This is a genomic window from Klebsiella sp. CN_Kp091 (genome assembly GCF_040065095.1).
Taxonomy (GTDB): domain Bacteria; phylum Pseudomonadota; class Gammaproteobacteria; order Enterobacterales; family Enterobacteriaceae; genus Klebsiella; species Klebsiella aerogenes.
Genome location: NZ_JBEAIO010000041.1, coordinates 103,137 through 118,191 on the forward strand (window position 1 = coordinate 103,137; position 15,055 = coordinate 118,191).

Annotated in this window: 17 protein-coding genes; 6 read left to right on the plus strand and 11 right to left on the minus strand. The window is 43.4% G+C overall.

All coding sequences use genetic code 11. The features are described 5' to 3' along the window. The first annotated feature begins 299 nt into the window (after positions 1 to 299). Positions 300 to 1,502 carry a type II restriction endonuclease gene (locus tag ABLV17_RS16405; protein WP_348854437.1) on the plus strand — a complete coding sequence of 401 codons (1,203 nt, stop codon included), beginning with the start codon at positions 300 to 302 and terminating at the stop codon, positions 1,500 to 1,502. Between the two features lie 92 nt (positions 1,503 to 1,594). Here the strand turns inward: ABLV17_RS16405 and ABLV17_RS16410 are convergent, their stop codons facing one another. From ABLV17_RS16410 to ABLV17_RS16420, 3 genes are all read right to left on the minus strand, one after another. After that, positions 1,595 to 3,010, minus strand: a complete 1,416-nt coding sequence (locus ABLV17_RS16410; protein ID WP_069476717.1) for a DNA cytosine methyltransferase — start codon at positions 3,008 to 3,010, stop codon at positions 1,595 to 1,597. Between the two features lie 133 nt (positions 3,011 to 3,143). Beyond that, a complete protein-coding gene (locus ABLV17_RS16415; RefSeq protein WP_348854438.1) occupies positions 3,144 to 3,578 on the minus strand; it encodes a hypothetical protein in 435 nt (144 codons plus the stop codon). A 534-nt stretch (positions 3,579 to 4,112) separates the two neighbouring features. Then, the gene (locus ABLV17_RS16420) at positions 4,113 to 4,556 is read right to left on the minus strand and encodes a hypothetical protein (protein ID WP_348854439.1); all 444 of its coding nucleotides are present in this window, start codon (positions 4,554 to 4,556) and stop codon (positions 4,113 to 4,115) included. 270 nt (positions 4,557 to 4,826) lie between these two features. On the opposite strand from ABLV17_RS16420, the gene ABLV17_RS16425 reads away from it, so the two are divergent. Beyond that, positions 4,827 to 5,537: an RES family NAD+ phosphorylase gene (locus tag ABLV17_RS16425; RefSeq protein ID WP_009652442.1), complete on the plus strand. Its 711-nt coding sequence runs from the start codon at positions 4,827 to 4,829 to the stop codon at positions 5,535 to 5,537. A 36-nt stretch (positions 5,538 to 5,573) separates the two neighbouring features. On the opposite strand, the gene ABLV17_RS16430 is transcribed toward ABLV17_RS16425, so the two are convergent. After that, positions 5,574 to 6,215: a DNA-binding protein gene (locus ABLV17_RS16430; protein WP_348854440.1), complete on the minus strand. Its 642-nt coding sequence runs from the start codon at positions 6,213 to 6,215 to the stop codon at positions 5,574 to 5,576. Between the two features lie 143 nt (positions 6,216 to 6,358). Between ABLV17_RS16430 and ABLV17_RS16435 the strand changes: the two genes are divergently transcribed. Together ABLV17_RS16435 and ABLV17_RS16440 are read left to right on the plus strand one after the other, a co-directional pair. Beyond that, positions 6,359 to 6,715: a hypothetical protein gene (locus tag ABLV17_RS16435; protein ID WP_069476723.1), complete on the plus strand. Its 357-nt coding sequence runs from the start codon at positions 6,359 to 6,361 to the stop codon at positions 6,713 to 6,715. A 219-nt stretch (positions 6,716 to 6,934) separates the two neighbouring features. Continuing rightward, a complete protein-coding gene (locus ABLV17_RS16440) occupies positions 6,935 to 7,141 on the plus strand; it encodes a hypothetical protein (RefSeq protein ID WP_069476724.1) in 207 nt (68 codons plus the stop codon). A gap of 531 nt (positions 7,142 to 7,672) precedes the next feature. Here ABLV17_RS16440 and ABLV17_RS16445 read toward each other — a convergent pair. The 7 genes from ABLV17_RS16445 to ABLV17_RS16475 all read right to left on the minus strand — a co-directional run bounded on the left by ABLV17_RS16445 (position 7,673) and on the right by ABLV17_RS16475 (position 11,347). Continuing rightward, positions 7,673 to 8,251: an HNH endonuclease signature motif containing protein gene (locus tag ABLV17_RS16445; protein ID WP_069476725.1), complete on the minus strand. Its 579-nt coding sequence runs from the start codon at positions 8,249 to 8,251 to the stop codon at positions 7,673 to 7,675. Between the two features lie 158 nt (positions 8,252 to 8,409). Beyond that, on the minus strand, positions 8,410 to 8,808 hold the full coding sequence (locus ABLV17_RS16450; RefSeq protein WP_348854441.1) for a hypothetical protein: 399 nt from the start codon (positions 8,806 to 8,808) through the stop codon (positions 8,410 to 8,412). Next, entirely contained in the window at positions 8,780 to 9,088 is a 309-nt protein-coding gene (locus ABLV17_RS16455) for a hypothetical protein (protein ID WP_155765189.1), read from the minus strand. Before ABLV17_RS16455 ends, ABLV17_RS16450 begins: the two co-directional genes overlap by 29 nt. Before the next feature lie 58 nt (positions 9,089 to 9,146). After that, positions 9,147 to 9,587 carry a hypothetical protein gene (locus ABLV17_RS16460; protein WP_348854442.1) on the minus strand — a complete coding sequence of 147 codons (441 nt, stop codon included), beginning with the start codon at positions 9,585 to 9,587 and terminating at the stop codon, positions 9,147 to 9,149. Between the two features lie 390 nt (positions 9,588 to 9,977). Beyond that, positions 9,978 to 10,247 (minus strand): hypothetical protein, encoded by a 270-nt coding sequence (locus ABLV17_RS16465; protein ID WP_348854443.1) that lies wholly within the window; start codon positions 10,245 to 10,247, stop codon positions 9,978 to 9,980. Further along, positions 10,240 to 10,959: a hypothetical protein gene (locus ABLV17_RS16470; RefSeq protein WP_348854444.1), complete on the minus strand. Its 720-nt coding sequence runs from the start codon at positions 10,957 to 10,959 to the stop codon at positions 10,240 to 10,242. The genes ABLV17_RS16465 and ABLV17_RS16470 overlap by 8 nt, the downstream gene beginning before the upstream one ends. A gap of 34 nt (positions 10,960 to 10,993) precedes the next feature. Continuing rightward, positions 10,994 to 11,347, minus strand: a complete 354-nt coding sequence (locus ABLV17_RS16475) for a hypothetical protein (RefSeq protein WP_348854445.1) — start codon at positions 11,345 to 11,347, stop codon at positions 10,994 to 10,996. A gap of 558 nt (positions 11,348 to 11,905) precedes the next feature. On the opposite strand from ABLV17_RS16475, the gene ABLV17_RS16480 reads away from it, so the two are divergent. Continuing rightward, a complete protein-coding gene (locus ABLV17_RS16480; RefSeq protein WP_348854446.1) occupies positions 11,906 to 12,325 on the plus strand; it encodes a hypothetical protein in 420 nt (139 codons plus the stop codon). A 219-nt stretch (positions 12,326 to 12,544) separates the two neighbouring features. Further along, a complete protein-coding gene (locus ABLV17_RS16485; protein WP_348854447.1) occupies positions 12,545 to 14,974 on the plus strand; it encodes an Ig-like domain-containing protein in 2,430 nt (809 codons plus the stop codon). Positions 14,975 to 15,055 lie beyond the last annotated feature (81 nt).

The window sequence follows — 15,055 nt, forward strand, 5'->3', positions numbered from 1 at the left end:
AAGAAAAAATAACACTGCTGTGTTTTCTAACTAGATTTTAAAATGTAGGCGTGAGTACTTTAAAGAACAAAATGTGAAGGTGGTGATGATATTTAAACCCTGGTCATTATCGATTTTATAAAACAATCAGTGCTAGTATTCACGTCTTTTTATGAGTGTAACCTCTTGAACATATATATAAATTCAGAGTTAGTTATTCCCTCTCCCCAGCCGCACTCTGTCTCTTTTAGCCTTGCTTCTAAACTCAGGATCCGTAACATCGCTCATAAACAGTGAGTGTTTATGGGGGAGTGGATTGGATGAGTCTTCTGGCTGAGTGGTTGCAAACAAAGTGCTCTGCGAGTGTCTGGGTATACGTTAAGCGCTTATCTGCGAACGATACCGGTGCAACAAGATCACACCAGTCTGGTCTTTACATGCCAGGGGCTGTCATTGATGAGCTGTTCCCTTCACTCCGTGATACTCAGTTAAGAAATCCAGAAGCTCTTTTTTCAGTGCATGTGTCATCTCATCCTGATTGCCCTGACCTTCATAATGTAAGGGCCATTTACTATAACAATAAATTTTTCGGTGGCACCCGCGATGAAAAACGCCTGACGGGCTTTGGTAGACAAAATCCTATCCAGAATCCGGAGAATACCGGAGCTCTGGCACTTCTCGCGTTCGACCATATCCCCGGAACATCTTCCAGTTATTGCGATGTCTGGGTCTGCAAGGACCTGTCCGAGGAAGAGGTTCTTGAACCAATTATTGGTGAAGTTATCCCGGGAGCAACAATATTTGGTCCTGGAGACAAAATAATTGGGGGATTCGTTACCGAACTCTCTCCAGCAAGAACTAAGTATGAGCTGCCGCCGGAATGGACCCACCACTTCCCTTCAGGAAGGGAAATTATTGGTTTTGCCGCATGTCATTACGATAGAACAACTGACGATCCGGACTCACAACTGACGCGGAGAAGGAAAATTGAGTTTGAAATTTTTCTTGCCGTTGAGGAACTGCACGTGCTGGGTCAGATAGCTGAAGGCTTTGCCACGGTGAATGATTTTATTACGCTTGCTAACTCAGTGAGTAACCGCAGGAAGTCTCGTGCCGGGAAAAGTCTTGAGCTTCATCTAGAAGCTCTTTTCACAGAACACGGTGCAACAAGTTTTGAAACCCAGGCTATCACGGAAGGTAAGAAAAAACCCGATTTCATCTTTCCTTCCGGTGCCGCCTATCACGATCCTGATTATCCAGTTGAACGGTTACGCATGTTGGGGGTTAAAACCACCTGTAAGGACCGCTGGCGGCAGGTACTGAATGAGGCTGACAGAATTGATACAGTACACCTGTTCACCGTACAGCAGGGCGTATCTGTGGCCCAGTTCAGGGAAATGCAGTCTGAGGGGATACGGCTCGTTGTACCGGTAGGGTTGCATAAGGCCTTTCCCGAGGAAATCAGGGGTGAGCTAATGTCACTATCTGCGTTTATCGATGAAATCAAAAAACTCTATTGGTGAAATCCACCCCCACATCTGGCGAATGTCTTATGCGCAATGGGATGATACCAGCATAGATTTTTGAAGAGCCCCTTAGGGCTCTTTTAATACATTTATTTCCGCGCCTTCACAGCCTCGATGATCCGTGACTCCAGCAATTTCGCTACTGCATCGAATACAGGCACGATGACGGAATTTCCGAACTGCCGATAGGCCTGAGTATCGGATACGGGGATTCGGAAAGTTACTTTCCCTGGCTGCTCAAATCCCATTAGCCGAGCACACTCACGAGGCGTTAAGCGGCGAGGACGTCGGCTCATGTTTTCCGGGTCATTAAAGTCCTTTTCACCGAGTTCGGTATCCCAACCACGGTCAACAAGCGATTCACTTCCGTCTTTGTGGTATCTCGCTGAAATTGTTCGAGAAATTGCATTATCATTATCAGGTTTAACCAGGCCAAAACCGAATCCATTTCCTTTTTGCTGGTGTTTTTTGGCGTACTTATAGAGATAATCCCACAGCTTTGGCGTTAGTGTATATTTGTCTTCAACATCACTATCAAGAAGCTCTCTGAACAGGACCTTTCTTTCCGGGAACAGAGAAGAAATGTCAGCAAGACTAAATCCCTGGCTTAAATTTAGGTCACGTCTGAACCCCACCAGAACAATACGCTCCCGGTGTTGCGGAATGAAATGTTTACCATCTATAACTTTTGGATCATCTGCACCTGTTGCTTCAGCGTCGGCAACGTCGTAACCGAGTTCATTTAGGGTATCCATAATGACGCGGAATGTTTTGCCCTTGTCGTGGCTCTTGAGGTTCTTGACGTTTTCAAGGACAAAGATGGCTGGCTTTTTCGCCATGATGATGCGGGCGACATCAAAAAATAGCGTTCCCTGAGTATCGCACTCAAAACCATGTTTGCGGCCCAGAGAGTTTTTCTTACTGACACCGGCAAGGCTGAAAGGCTGGCATGGAAACCCAGCTAACAGAACATCATGATCGGGTATAGATTTGTCGATATTGGCATAGGCGGATTCTTCGCTGACATCATCTTTATGACTGAGCGTGACATCCCGGATGTCCGAATTAAAAATATGCTCATCGGGGTCACAGTACCAGTTCGCCTTATAAGTCTTGACTGAATAGCTGTTCCATTCACTGGTGAAAACACACTGGCCGCCAATGGCCTCAAATCCATGACGGATGCCGCCGATACCGGCGAAGAGATCTATGAAGCGAAATGCATAATCGGGGTGGTTAGCAGGCGGCTGAGGGAGCATCTTTTCGAGCAGAGACGCTTCGGTTACGGTGAGCGAACGAGGTCCACATTTACCATTAATCCAGCGATTTAGCGTTTCCCTGGTCCAGTCTGAATTACCCAGCTTACGGAGAAGCTCTGCAACGAACTTCTGATCATAAATTTCCAGGACTTTACCTATCAGTGTCAGGTCCCGTTGCTGTTGCTTGGCCTCTTCATTTCTTGCTTCTTCTACCAGCTCTTCCGCAAGGGATTCAAATTCAGACATTCTTACCTCCAAAGGTTATATGAGTGATAGTCTATCACTCATATAACCCAGGGGGAATGATATCTGTGTTTTTAACCAGTACAAAGAGCTCTGCCGAGCCAGGACTCCCATTGTTTGTCCTTTCTTATAGGACTCACGGTTGGTTATATTCTGAACGGTGATTCTCTATAATCTGATGAAGGGTCTCATGGACATGGTCATCAATGGTGATTTGGTGGCCCTCAATATACTCTGGAGCATCCTTTAGCCCTTTGTATACGATTTTGTCCATGCCAAACTGATCTGCCGTGATATCGACAACAAAAAGCATTCCATGTACGTTGGCAACAACCCAATAATGCCCCTTCATACCGGCGGCAGTAAGAATTCCACCATCATCAACACCATCTCCACCGGCGATGCGTGTCCTGACACCTGAAAATTTCTCGAGGAGCATGGAAACCAGAATCGAACCATACATACAGGTTCCTGTGGTATCAGAAGTATTGAGGCTACTGGAGATTAAATTTTCAAAAATACGCCGGGACATCTCCACGACTTCACGCGGAGGCGAGAATTGTTGCGTCACTTTCCCCCCTCCCTACTGTCAGCTCAATGAACCTATACGTTCTCATTCGTCCTGTCTTGAATGTGTTTAGCTATCAGAGCTATTTCGGAACTTCGGTCATTCAGTAGACCACTCAGGTCATCCCATATTCCAACTGGAATTGGTCTGTCACCAGAAAGCCACTGACGGATGCGCCTGCCGTCTGACAGGCCAAGGGCTCTGGCGAGTTCCGTTTGCCAGCGCTCACCAAACAACAACTGACCTGCACTGATGAGTAATGCCCTACTATCGTCTTTCTCATTGGTTGATTTCATCTCTGCGGGTGAGCTCCAATCTTGCGTATTGCCGAAATACTTTCGTCAACGCCAAAAAGGGCTTCAGCTGGTGGTTTCTTGCCTGAGAGCTGGCAGGCGGTGCAGGCTGCATAATATGCGTTAGCTCGCTCCCGGTGAAGAGCCTGGAGAGCGACTACAACCAGAGTACGGTCGTCACCTGTTAAATCTTCAAGTTTCATACAAGCCTCATAAGTTATGGGTCAGTAGGAGCTGAGAATGGTTAATCCTGATTAATACCGTACGCTGTAAAGTCCTGAGCGTTTCCTGTCACAGCAGACAGAAGGCGGAGGATGTTCTCTTCTCCGATGACAGCGAGCGCGGTCGGCATCAATCCGAACTCATCGTTTGTCAGACCAATTGCCATTTTATGCTCGCTGTGTCGACTAGCCGACTCGATACGGTCTATAAAGACGTCAATGCAACCATCGATACCACGTGCTGCGGCAGCTTTGGTCATATCACAGGCATGGTCCCCGTTCAGTACGAAAAAGACACGGCCATCCAGAACCAGAGCGGTTGTATCGCAGCCATACCCGGCAGATGAACTGTTATAGCTGATATTAAAGCGCTCAAATCCGCGAGTCATATTGGGCGCTGGGGTATTGATCACAGGTATAACATCTGAGGTAAAACCCAGCTCAGCTAATTGAGGGATAGTTGACATAAACGCCTCCTGAGGCAGTTATTGGGCGGCTCGGTAGCCTTCCCTTTCAATATGCATTGTACCTTAAACTAGGTACAATGCAAGCTACTATTTATACTCTAAATTCATCTGGAAGATAAACCATATTTATATGAAACATATGGTTTTTTTGGGATATAATATAAGCGAGACCGCAGGTCTTATTCGTCCTTGAATGACGATACTTCAGGGACATTTTATAAATGAGAATGGAGAAAGCCTATGGCCTAATCTGTTGTAAGGAGGTGTTTTATGGATAAATGGATTTTTGAAGAAGATAAAGTGACGCAGGGAATTGTAGCGTTACAAAAGGTAGGACGTATTCCGACAGTGACAATCAATCCGGCTTCAGCTGTTTTGAAGCGTCACCAGAAGAAGCGTTATGCAAGTGCAGTACAGTTCAGTGCGCCAGTGTTATTTGAAGATTGTGGACGCTACAACCCACCCGGTGGTTCGATTGCCGTGTGGTACGCTGCAGACTCATCATTAACGGCAGCGGCGGAAGCATACGGACGTTTACTTCATTTGGGTGGTCCTGTTAATTACCCAGAGAAAGTCTTACATCAGCATTATATGTGCTCGATAGATGTCAACAGAACGGTAAAAGTGATCGATATTGTTGGTTTATGCCAGCTGCTTCACATTCCACCTGACAGCGTTGAAAACGAAAACTATACCTTCACACAATGGCTTATGTCGTATTTGCATACGCATTTTGGAAGTGATTTTGATGGGATCTCTTATTCTGGAAGGCACTATCGCTACAAGCGTTGTTATGCTTTCTGGGAAATGCCTGGTAAGCCACCAGCTTTCACTGATACTCCCGGGGGGATGGTACCTTATGCATCTTTCAGGGAGACAGATACAGGGATTTTTCCTGTAGGTTGGCATGGTACGTTCATGACCGGCGAAGAGATGTTTGAGGAATTACTAAACTTCAGAATTATGCCCGAACCGAAGTAATTAAAAAGGGGCGCGGTATGCCCCTTTTTCTTAATCTCAGCTGGCAGTATGACTGCCGAATAGTCGTGCGGCCCGAACGGCCAGAGCCAGTTCATCTTCAGCTGCGCCATCAGTCAGGATCTGGACGGGTGTTTTGGTTTTCTCATCGCTGACCGCAATCGGTGCTTTGAAAACCTCCAGCCGCAACACCGGATGAGTATCTTCATCGAATGCGTCCATGATGTCTTTAAATCCAGGTCTCAGACCTTTATCCGTAAACTGGAAGACCGGGAACATAAAGTCACCGTTTTGCTTAAAGGCCAGAAGCTGATTCTTCTTCACCCGGATGTTCACTGCCTGTCGGGTAATCCCCAGTATGTCAGCCACATCATTGACTTTAAGGGTGCCGCCTATTTCCTGAAGGCTTCTGTAAAAAGCTTCCAGATTTTCACGACGGCGATGAACCTTACGCATTTCATACTCAGATGCACGCGTTTTCTGCTGCATTTGCACAGAGTACAGCAACTGCATCAATGAGCCATCATCCAGTGTGATCGCTTCCATGGCCTGAGATTTGTCCTCAAACTCAGGCATCAGAGACAGTGCAATATTGTTTATTCTTTTCAGTAGATTAAGCTGAAAATCTGTCAGGTTACCAGTAGTGTCTGGTAGTTTTTCCGCTGTGGTGTTTTTGTACATAAGCCACCTCCATTTGACGATTATTATATATCCGTTTCGCGGAATGGTCAAACACAGAGGCTAGCACCAGGAATTAGCCAGGTTCCAACTATCACGGAATGTCCGTATGATCGGTGTGATGAGAATAAACAGGATAAGTCGTTATGTTTAAAAGCCTTGCCGAGTATCTGCAGTCTCAACGAGACAGGGAGGAAGCACAGAAACGTAAACTAAGCCTGTTAAAGCGTACCGTCAGAAATGGTGACGAAAGGGAGATAATCTCAGCCCTGATTGATATCGGAGCAACTGGAGTTGACTTTAAACAAACGCCGTTCGACTATATATATGAGTATTTTTCCTCAGCCCGCATTATCGATGTACTGGTGATTATGTTATTCCTAAACATGAAACATCCTCTCTCTGAAGGTGCAATAAAAAAAGCCTACGCAAGGCTGTCCGACAGTGAGGAGTCGAGATCTGCTTACATAAGTCTCATTGTAGACACTATTGAGAAGCGTTGACAGGTGTTTAAGTACTGTTTAACAAAACCATTATTGAAAGCAAACTCTCAATTAATGCTCCGTTATCACCAAGTGGTATTAAGCTAGTAAAAGAAAATCGGATTTGTGTCCAGCAAAATATATCTGAGAAATGAGACATATCCCCATGGTTTAAGTTGAGATGTCTGGCGACGACTGATACATTGCTATAAAATTGTTTCAGACAACAGAGAGAAGACCATGAAAACTTACGATATTCATGAGGTAGAAGAAAACCGAGCTAAACTAAGGGCTGGTAGAGGAACCGTAAGGATCGAATCCTCGATGACTGACGAACATATTGGGAAGCTTATTAGAATGAAGCTGGAACAAGCTTGCGGCGCAGATATTAGTGTTACGTATGATTTAATCACAGATGAAATGCAACGAGCTGCTCAAGATTTTTAATATCTTCAGGAAAAAAATCATGACATCTTCATTTGTTAGAAATATCTTCTTAAAGAAGGTAATAATATCCTCATAAAAATGAACGGAAAATCTAAAGTGGTATCTGAGATGGCATGCGTTTATCCGTTTTAACCATGTTGAGGCATAAAGCCGGACAGACGCGATACGATTACTGGTAGATGCATAATGTCCGATAATGCCTAGACTTGAAAAATCATATATAACAGGGAATAGGAACAATGCAAAAAAAATTGCTGGTTATGCTGGTCTGCGCCACAGGACTTCTTTAAGGCAGTAAAGACGAAGCTATCACCCCAACTGGTAAAGCATGTCTGGGCACTGATATGACCGTCTGGTAGAAAGTCTGGAAGGAAAGTGCCAGAAAGGCGATACCGTTGCGACAAAGCATCCGGCATACAAAAGCGAGATTGCATTTAATATTTTCAACAGTCCGATATGTATTTATACCGGGAAACAAGCTGAGGAACGGATTAAAGAAGCCGACAGCAGCCCAAGAAAAGACAGCAAACCTCAACCCTGATAAGCCTCCCGGTGTGCCAAAAAATATGAAAGCTGGGGTTCAAGTTCTTTTGAGGCATCGTACGCCTCAAACCAGAAAACCACAGGTTTCTCAATAACCGTTATCAGCCCAAATCGTTGGGCTGTGCGGAAATTGACTGAGTATGCCTGAGCCCGCTCCGGCTGGTGGGCAATCTGTTTCCTGAATCCCTCGATCGAATATGTCGCTTTAAAAAGGTTGCATGCTGAACATGCAGGGAAAAGATTATCTAAATCATGGCGATCAGGATGAAATACTCGTCCATTGCTTCGTGCAACGTGAGTCACCCTACTCCCCTGGGGTGCGCGAACTATATCGAAATCTCTACGAACTGGCTCTACATGATCGGCATGCCATCCCTTTTCCTTCAACTCACAGCCGCAATAGGCACACCGGCACGCAAATTTTAATCTGAGTTCTGCTCTTTGTGCTTTGGTGATTTTCGTTTTGGGTTTTTCTGTCTTGGCCTGCATATCGGCTTTTCCGGCATTGTTATTGTGAGAGGGCAACTCTATGAGCTCTCCTCCCCTTTTGATTATCTTTTCAGACATAGCTCCCCCAGAAAGTAACTTTCCGAAATTTGATAAATGGAACTTAATGAATTAAAGCTATTACTACCAAGAAGTTCTGTTTAATTTCCATGTTATGCCTGCTTATAAAGCATCTATTTAAATGTGAATTTAAAATAAAGAAATGTTTGTAAATATTATTACCACTCATCTTTTGTAAAGTACTTTAACGCTTGTTTTTGCTCATTTAATGCTTTTCTTTGCTCATTTAGATCTTCGCTTCTTAATTTATTTCCCTGACATTGGATGGCAATAGAATTTGCTCTGACGATACTTATCGGATTTTGCTCTATGACTCTGGAGATAGGTTCTAAAGCGCATGGGGTAGCTTCAATGATATCAATTAACTCTTGTTTCGTTGCGGGCTCATCTGTTTTTGAAAGTTCTTTTGCAAGAAAGTATGCGACAAGCAAACTTAATATTATAATAAATGATGTGTATATATAATGCGCTGAATGACTAAATGAGTTGCTGATGATTTTCGTTCTCATATAACTGCCTCTGTCATTACTATTCTTTGAAAGTTCTAATGTTTTCATACACTTTTATTTTGCCATCTGAATATGTTCTCAGCCTGATATTCATTTGCCCATGTTCTGCTTTCACTGCCTCAAGAGGAGAAAGGTTCGCCTGAAAAATCCTATTTCCTTCATCAAAATCCGGAAGGGTATAGAAAACAATCCTGTATAGTACATTTCCATACACCATCTCTGTTTTAACCACTTTAGCGGTAGCCCATGAGGACTTTGATGTTCCTAAATCACAGCCAGACAGACACAGGGAAAGTGATAACGCCATGAATATTAATAATTTATTCACAAACAGCCTCTTGGGTCGTTTAAAATAGGTGATAAGAAAGTTACTTTCATGAAATCAGCTATGGACTGAGTTTTGATGTTAGTCCTGCATGTTTCAGATTTTCATTGCGTTGTTGGTACAATAACCATTCGGTTGTGTAATAGTCGTAACTGTATTTTGGAATGTTTTCAATCACTCCGTTGCAATTAACCTTGTTTGTCGGTTCGTCAAAAAGACCATTGTTAATGTTAGTTTCAAGTAGCTGGCACTCATTAAGCCAGCGCTCTCCCATCTTAATATCATCCAATGATATTGAACTACGGTTAACAACAATGAACATGACAAAACCAGCCAGGATTAATGTAATTCCTGATATGATAAGCCCACCATTAGCCGTTGATTTTATTTTTAGCATTGAAGTGATTTTATGGGACAATAAAAATACAATGCCAAAAACGACAAAACCCATAGCAAGGTATAAAAGCCAGTCTACATTTTTACCGTCCATATAGATATTCATAATCGCCCCCGGCGACATCATTTAATAAGAAGAATGTCATATTCTGATTGTCTGGATTGATAGCCATGTTGAAAAGTTGCTTTTCGGTCCAGAGCCACAAGATTTGACCAGATGTGGAACAGCGCTAAAGCTGTCCCTCGGTTCCAGCGATGCAGTAAATGGTAATATAAAAATTCACTGCACCAGCTGCCTTGCAGAGTAAAAGAAATCGGTAACGCTGAACGCTGTATTGAACAGAATCAGTTTTATGGATGTGAATAATCATACCGCTGATACTTAAAAAACATAACGTCAGAATGAAGCTCAGTGCTCCAAAAAATGGGTAAAACATGACAGCTTACTCCATATGAAAAGAACAGCCCTGATATTTCATTTTATCAGCTGGAGTCTCTACACCCCTGAATTTCCTTCCTTTCCTTCCTGGGGAATCATTTTAACCCAACCTTTCCCGGTAACGTGATGGATCAAACCTTTCTTTCGTAGAGCCTGTAGTCGCCTGTCGAGTATACGAGCAGGCTCTTTTTTATTGTCATTAAGAAATTCCACGCAAAGCGTGTATATTTCCGGAAAATATATATCCACGAATGCTTTTGGATGTTTACCCACCTTTTCCAGAATCTTTGCATCAACAGCCTCGTATAGAGCTGGCGTGTTATTCATTCCTCCCCCTGTCGATATCCAGTAATTTAAACGTGACAACCCAAACGACCGGGTTAGAAGCCCAGCTTCCAGCTTCATAAATCTTATCCCACAGGCTCTGGAAAGAGTTACGGTACAGTTCATTCATTTCGACGTAGTGATCGATATCGTCAGACCAGTACTGAAAGAATGCATCGGGTATACCGTAATTTCGGGCAACGACAACCTGGTCCCACACTTCAGTGAGTACCCCCTCCGCATATGCATCGGTTTCAGAGATATCGCAGAGTTTCTCAAGGCGCGTATCACAGACTTCGAGCAAATACCGGCTAGCCCATCGAGGCATACTTACCGGCGTTGCCCACGCAGGCACGCCTTGTGATGTCAGACGTTTTGTAGGGAACAATCGGCACGATGAATCGCTGGTCAGTTCCCGGTACTCGTTATCAACTCGGTACCGTACTCCGGTCTGAACCCTTAACGGGAACTCCTGTACTTGCTGCCACTCGGCCCTTGCTGTTTCTCTGATCCAAATCCGGTCGCCGGGCTGACCATAAGGGCATTTTAGTACTGGTATTGCAGGTCCCGAAGTCACTCTGGTGGTGATACTTTCTGAAAAAGCATCGCGACCTTTCAATGCCCGGCGGAACTGGGTTTTGTGCCCGTTCTGTAGGCAAATAATTTCTTCAGGAGAAAAGGTCAGCGGTGTGATTTTGGGGGTATAACTAAGCATTCAGGCTCCTTTAATCAAAGAGGTCCGGTGGACGTCAGGTACGCGCTCTCCAGACGTTGAAATACACATATCCCATCCCGATGAGCAAAGGCGCGTAAACCATCTGATACTCAATGAAACTGGCCCTGCTATACCCGGCATTGATATAGAGCTGGATGAACGAAAGAATGGTAAAAACAAGGTGGTGTGAGATGATGGACAAAACCAGAAACCGTAAATTTTTATATTGTGGCCGCAGGGTAAATAAGCGAACCGCAATAGCCATAGTCACGATGACCAGAAAAATGGGCTGCGAATGAGGGAACAGAACAATCTGACCACAAGCAATGATTGTGAAATAGACGACCGCCAGAATATTAAACTTTTTCTTCAGATGAGTTGCATGCATATACATCCCGCTTGAATAACCTGGAAGTTAAGCTGATTTTTCAGAAGCTACCGCCATTCCCTTTTACCAGACAGGGCACTGGTTTAGTTCTGGCCTAATAAAACAGGTCATAATCTAACATAGAGAATTTTGAGATTTTCCCGCCACGAAACTCATTCTTGCAGTTGAGCGATTTTTTTTAACGTTCAAAGATGGATTTTTCTCTGAATGCCTCTTGATACATAACCTCATCAATTAGCTGATCAAGAATTCTGTTAGTAATGAAACTGTCATTAGGGCTGTGAATCAGCCTTCCCCTTCTGCGAAGCCGCTTTCTTCTTGCTGTGTATACATTTTTCTCATTACCAAACCTGAATGCAGGTGTCATTTTGACTTCTCCGTATGTATTAGTCTTCTGACAATAGCAATTTGAATCGCTCCTGGAAGACCCTATTTTTCTGTCGTATTTTTTTTTGCCATGGCTTTTTTTCGTCCTGTTATTCAGAAATTTTCGATCCTGATTTTGATATAACTGGATTATTGGCATCAGGCCTATTCATACGGAAAAGGGAACCTTTGATGAGCTCAAAAACCGTGGTTATTAGTGCGAAACATCCGGTTGCCGGAAACCTGTACTTGGAAATGATCCCGGATAGCGAGGTCGGGTTTTCAGATATCTATCAGATAACAGATAGTCTTTTTCGTGCTGACGTACTGCCCTCTGACTGGCGAGAACAAAAACTGCAGTGGGTTAAGGAATTTCTGGGCCACGGCTCATGGGATGTGTACTACATCAAACAGCATGTGAACCGGATTAACTGGTTTGACAATGGCGTCATTAAAAGAATCGTGGTCAAGCACAAACTGTCCATAAAAGAGCTTATTGACTGGGTGGCCGACCCTTGGCGTTGGAAAGATATTACCGTTGATGTGGATGATACCAGTGGTTCCAGACCTATGGCCGTCACCATAGATAGCGCTACTGATACACCTCTGTAAGCCAACGAACCAGAGTCGTTTTGGAGAAAAGTAACTTTTGAAGAGAAGGATAGCTCTGTGAACCATATGGGAAAAGTGACTTTTTAAGGTAAGGATAGCTCTGTGGACCATATGGGAAAAGTGACTTTTTAAGGTAAGGATAGCTCTGTGGGCCATATGGGAAAAGTAACTTTTATCCCGCTGGCAGGCTTAGAACGCTCTTTTTTGGAATAAATTGAAATGGTAAAAAAAGCAAAATTTATGTCAACCCTACTCCTTGCAGGATTTGCCATGTCAGGTCATGCTAGGGTCTATGAATATGCTTTCAAGGATATTAATGGTTCACAAAAATCCATCTTAAGTACTACGAATGATACAGCTCTAAACCCTGAAGGGAAATTAGATCTTGTTCTTATCGCTGGTCTTGATCAGAAAATCCAAATTAAAATTCTAAATAGCCAGGATATTTCTGTCTACAGCACACTCACTCCAGAGATCACTGTAGACAACCGCGTAACATCCGCAAACGGTACAAGTTTTTATGGGCTAAAAGTTACGATACCACCACTAAGTGACGGAAAATACACTGTAATTTCTGAAATTTTAGATGTTAAAGGAAAGGTCGTATCGACCACCTCTCATTCCTTTTTGGTCGACACTTCAGGTCCTATGTCTGATAAACTCTCTGTTCCGTGGATACCCGGATATGGAATGGTAAATACTGGTGAATTATGGGAATTAGGTCGTGGACAAGAACGAACAATTTATGTTTCCGTACAAAATATTAAAGATTTATCAGGGCTCGATTATGGAATTATTCAGGTTATTAATCCTGATGGAACCGTATTTTCGTCCTACAAAATGACATATGAAGAACAATCTTCTTCTCTTTCAGCCCCGATTACAAAAGGATACTCGCAAAAAAGTGACTGGATGCCATTGTCAGATGCGGATACCATTTATAGATTCCATGTAACTTTATATGATAAAGCTGGAAACTCCAGCGAACTTGCCGAGCAAAAGTTCATCTTTGACTCTACGCCGGGTGAACATAGTTTGTTCGCAGTGTATGATCCGGATTACCCTCAAAGTGTTGTTCCGGGGTTTTCGTCGGGTTATATATCTTACAAACCGGGCTTAGCTGTAAATACTAACCCTGTAACGTTTATCTACAAATTACCCTCATCTAATTATCGTCCCAACAATAAAGCTGGTCTACAGTTCGGTTCATTGTTAACGGAATTCGATGGTTATTCATATATAAAAGTAACAACGCCAGTTGGAACAGCCTTTACCATTCACAATGCCTATCAATGGGGAGGTGGAAACAGTTCATATAATGTGGTCTTGAGTGACAAAGCTCCTCTCACTCCTAAAATTAATACCGCATCATGGGATTTCAGTACTTATGGAATTCTTAGTGCGAACGGCGCATCAGCAGTTAATATGCTGTGGCCTGCCAGATTCATTCCTGGTGAATATACAAGTATGACGATCAATGTTGAGCCCAGACCATATGTGCAATACCTGTATAATAACACTGACTCAAAAATAGTTTGTCAGATCCCAGTTGGAGAATCTTCCTGTACTGGTCCATTCAATTATAAAATAAATCCAGGCCACGGTGCTTTAACTCACCAGTTTTTTGTTCGTTCCACATCCTCTTCGTTTCGTTCAAACTATCTTGAACTGAGATCTATGTGGAATACTGACTGGCTTCCTGTGATCACAGGGTATAATTATTCAGAAGAAGACAAAATCGTCAACCTTTTTGTAACGCAGCCAGGTAATGGCTCCTGGAGAGAATTTCTGAAGTTAGCTAAGACTTCACTTGTTAATCGTAATAACGGCAACATCATTCTTTCTGGAAAGCAGATCGCTATGTCCGGCGATGATTACACGTTTAGTTTTGACCTAAATTCGCTTGATGAAGGTCGCTATGACCTAGGATTTACTGCTCAAGATACTGCAGAAAATATTACTACATTACCTTTCCGAGACCTTATAATCGACAAAACGCCTCCGGAAATTGAATTTAAACTCGAAGGTTCTCCACTAATAAACGATAGTACGGTCTATGGACTTGAGCACATAAAAATTAGTGTGGCGGACCTCCTCAGCAGTTCATCAGTTACCAAAATCGTCCTCAGAGGAGGCCCCACTTCTGATGAAGTTGAACTGGGTTTTACAAATAATGGTGATGGCACTTATACACTATTATACCCACGGATATTTCCTTCGTTAGACGAAAGTTCAGACAAATACACACTTGAGGTTTATGCTTCTGATTCATACGGAAATACTACATTTAAATCTGTAAGGTTTGCTTATTACCCTAATAACCTTGTCACTCTAGAAAAATTGAAAACATTGGGTGTTGGCAAAGCTCTAAAAACAAGCGATAACACTCCTCTGGCTGTAATGCGTACCTCACAGTTACGTAAAGATGATGGTTCGCTTGCTCAGGGCGTACAGACCGCCAATGTGACTTTAAGGGCAGATGCTGACTATGCAATAAATATTCTGGACACAATTATCCAGCCCGGTGATACCAGGGAGATTCAGATTGATCTTGGGGTTGGCGAAAATTCTGCAATCCCGATCTTCCCGGCCGCGAATGACTCAACGGGGCAAAGCAACTTCATTGTCGAGTTCCCGCAAATCAAGTAAAAACTTTCGGATACAGTCACCTAGCTGGTGGACCGATACAAGCATATAGATTGTAAAAAGCGAAAAGTTACTTTCTAACAC

What these genes read in the sequence shown, in the direction of transcription:
- ABLV17_RS16405 (WP_348854437.1), top strand. Translation starts at nt 300, where the DNA reads ATGAGTCTTCTGGCTGAGTGGTTGCAAACAAAGTGCTCTGCGAGTGTC.
- ABLV17_RS16410 (WP_069476717.1), bottom strand. Translation starts at nt 3,010, where the DNA reads ATGTCTGAATTTGAATCCCTTGCGGAAGAGCTGGTAGAAGAAGCAAGA.
- ABLV17_RS16420 (WP_348854439.1), bottom strand. Translation starts at nt 4,556, where the DNA reads ATGTCAACTATCCCTCAATTAGCTGAGCTGGGTTTTACCTCAGATGTT.
- ABLV17_RS16425 (WP_009652442.1), top strand. Translation starts at nt 4,827, where the DNA reads ATGGATAAATGGATTTTTGAAGAAGATAAAGTGACGCAGGGAATTGTA.
- ABLV17_RS16430 (WP_348854440.1), bottom strand. Translation starts at nt 6,215, where the DNA reads ATGTACAAAAACACCACAGCGGAAAAACTACCAGACACTACTGGTAAC.
- ABLV17_RS16435 (WP_069476723.1), top strand. Translation starts at nt 6,359, where the DNA reads ATGTTTAAAAGCCTTGCCGAGTATCTGCAGTCTCAACGAGACAGGGAG.
- ABLV17_RS16440 (WP_069476724.1), top strand. Translation starts at nt 6,935, where the DNA reads ATGAAAACTTACGATATTCATGAGGTAGAAGAAAACCGAGCTAAACTA.
- ABLV17_RS16445 (WP_069476725.1), bottom strand. Translation starts at nt 8,251, where the DNA reads ATGTCTGAAAAGATAATCAAAAGGGGAGGAGAGCTCATAGAGTTGCCC.
- ABLV17_RS16450 (WP_348854441.1), bottom strand. Translation starts at nt 8,808, where the DNA reads ATGAAAACATTAGAACTTTCAAAGAATAGTAATGACAGAGGCAGTTAT.
- ABLV17_RS16460 (WP_348854442.1), bottom strand. Translation starts at nt 9,587, where the DNA reads ATGAATATCTATATGGACGGTAAAAATGTAGACTGGCTTTTATACCTT.
- ABLV17_RS16465 (WP_348854443.1), bottom strand. Translation starts at nt 10,247, where the DNA reads ATGAATAACACGCCAGCTCTATACGAGGCTGTTGATGCAAAGATTCTG.
- ABLV17_RS16470 (WP_348854444.1), bottom strand. Translation starts at nt 10,959, where the DNA reads ATGCTTAGTTATACCCCCAAAATCACACCGCTGACCTTTTCTCCTGAA.
- ABLV17_RS16475 (WP_348854445.1), bottom strand. Translation starts at nt 11,347, where the DNA reads ATGCATGCAACTCATCTGAAGAAAAAGTTTAATATTCTGGCGGTCGTC.
- ABLV17_RS16480 (WP_348854446.1), top strand. Translation starts at nt 11,906, where the DNA reads ATGAGCTCAAAAACCGTGGTTATTAGTGCGAAACATCCGGTTGCCGGA.
- ABLV17_RS16485 (WP_348854447.1), top strand. Translation starts at nt 12,545, where the DNA reads ATGGTAAAAAAAGCAAAATTTATGTCAACCCTACTCCTTGCAGGATTT.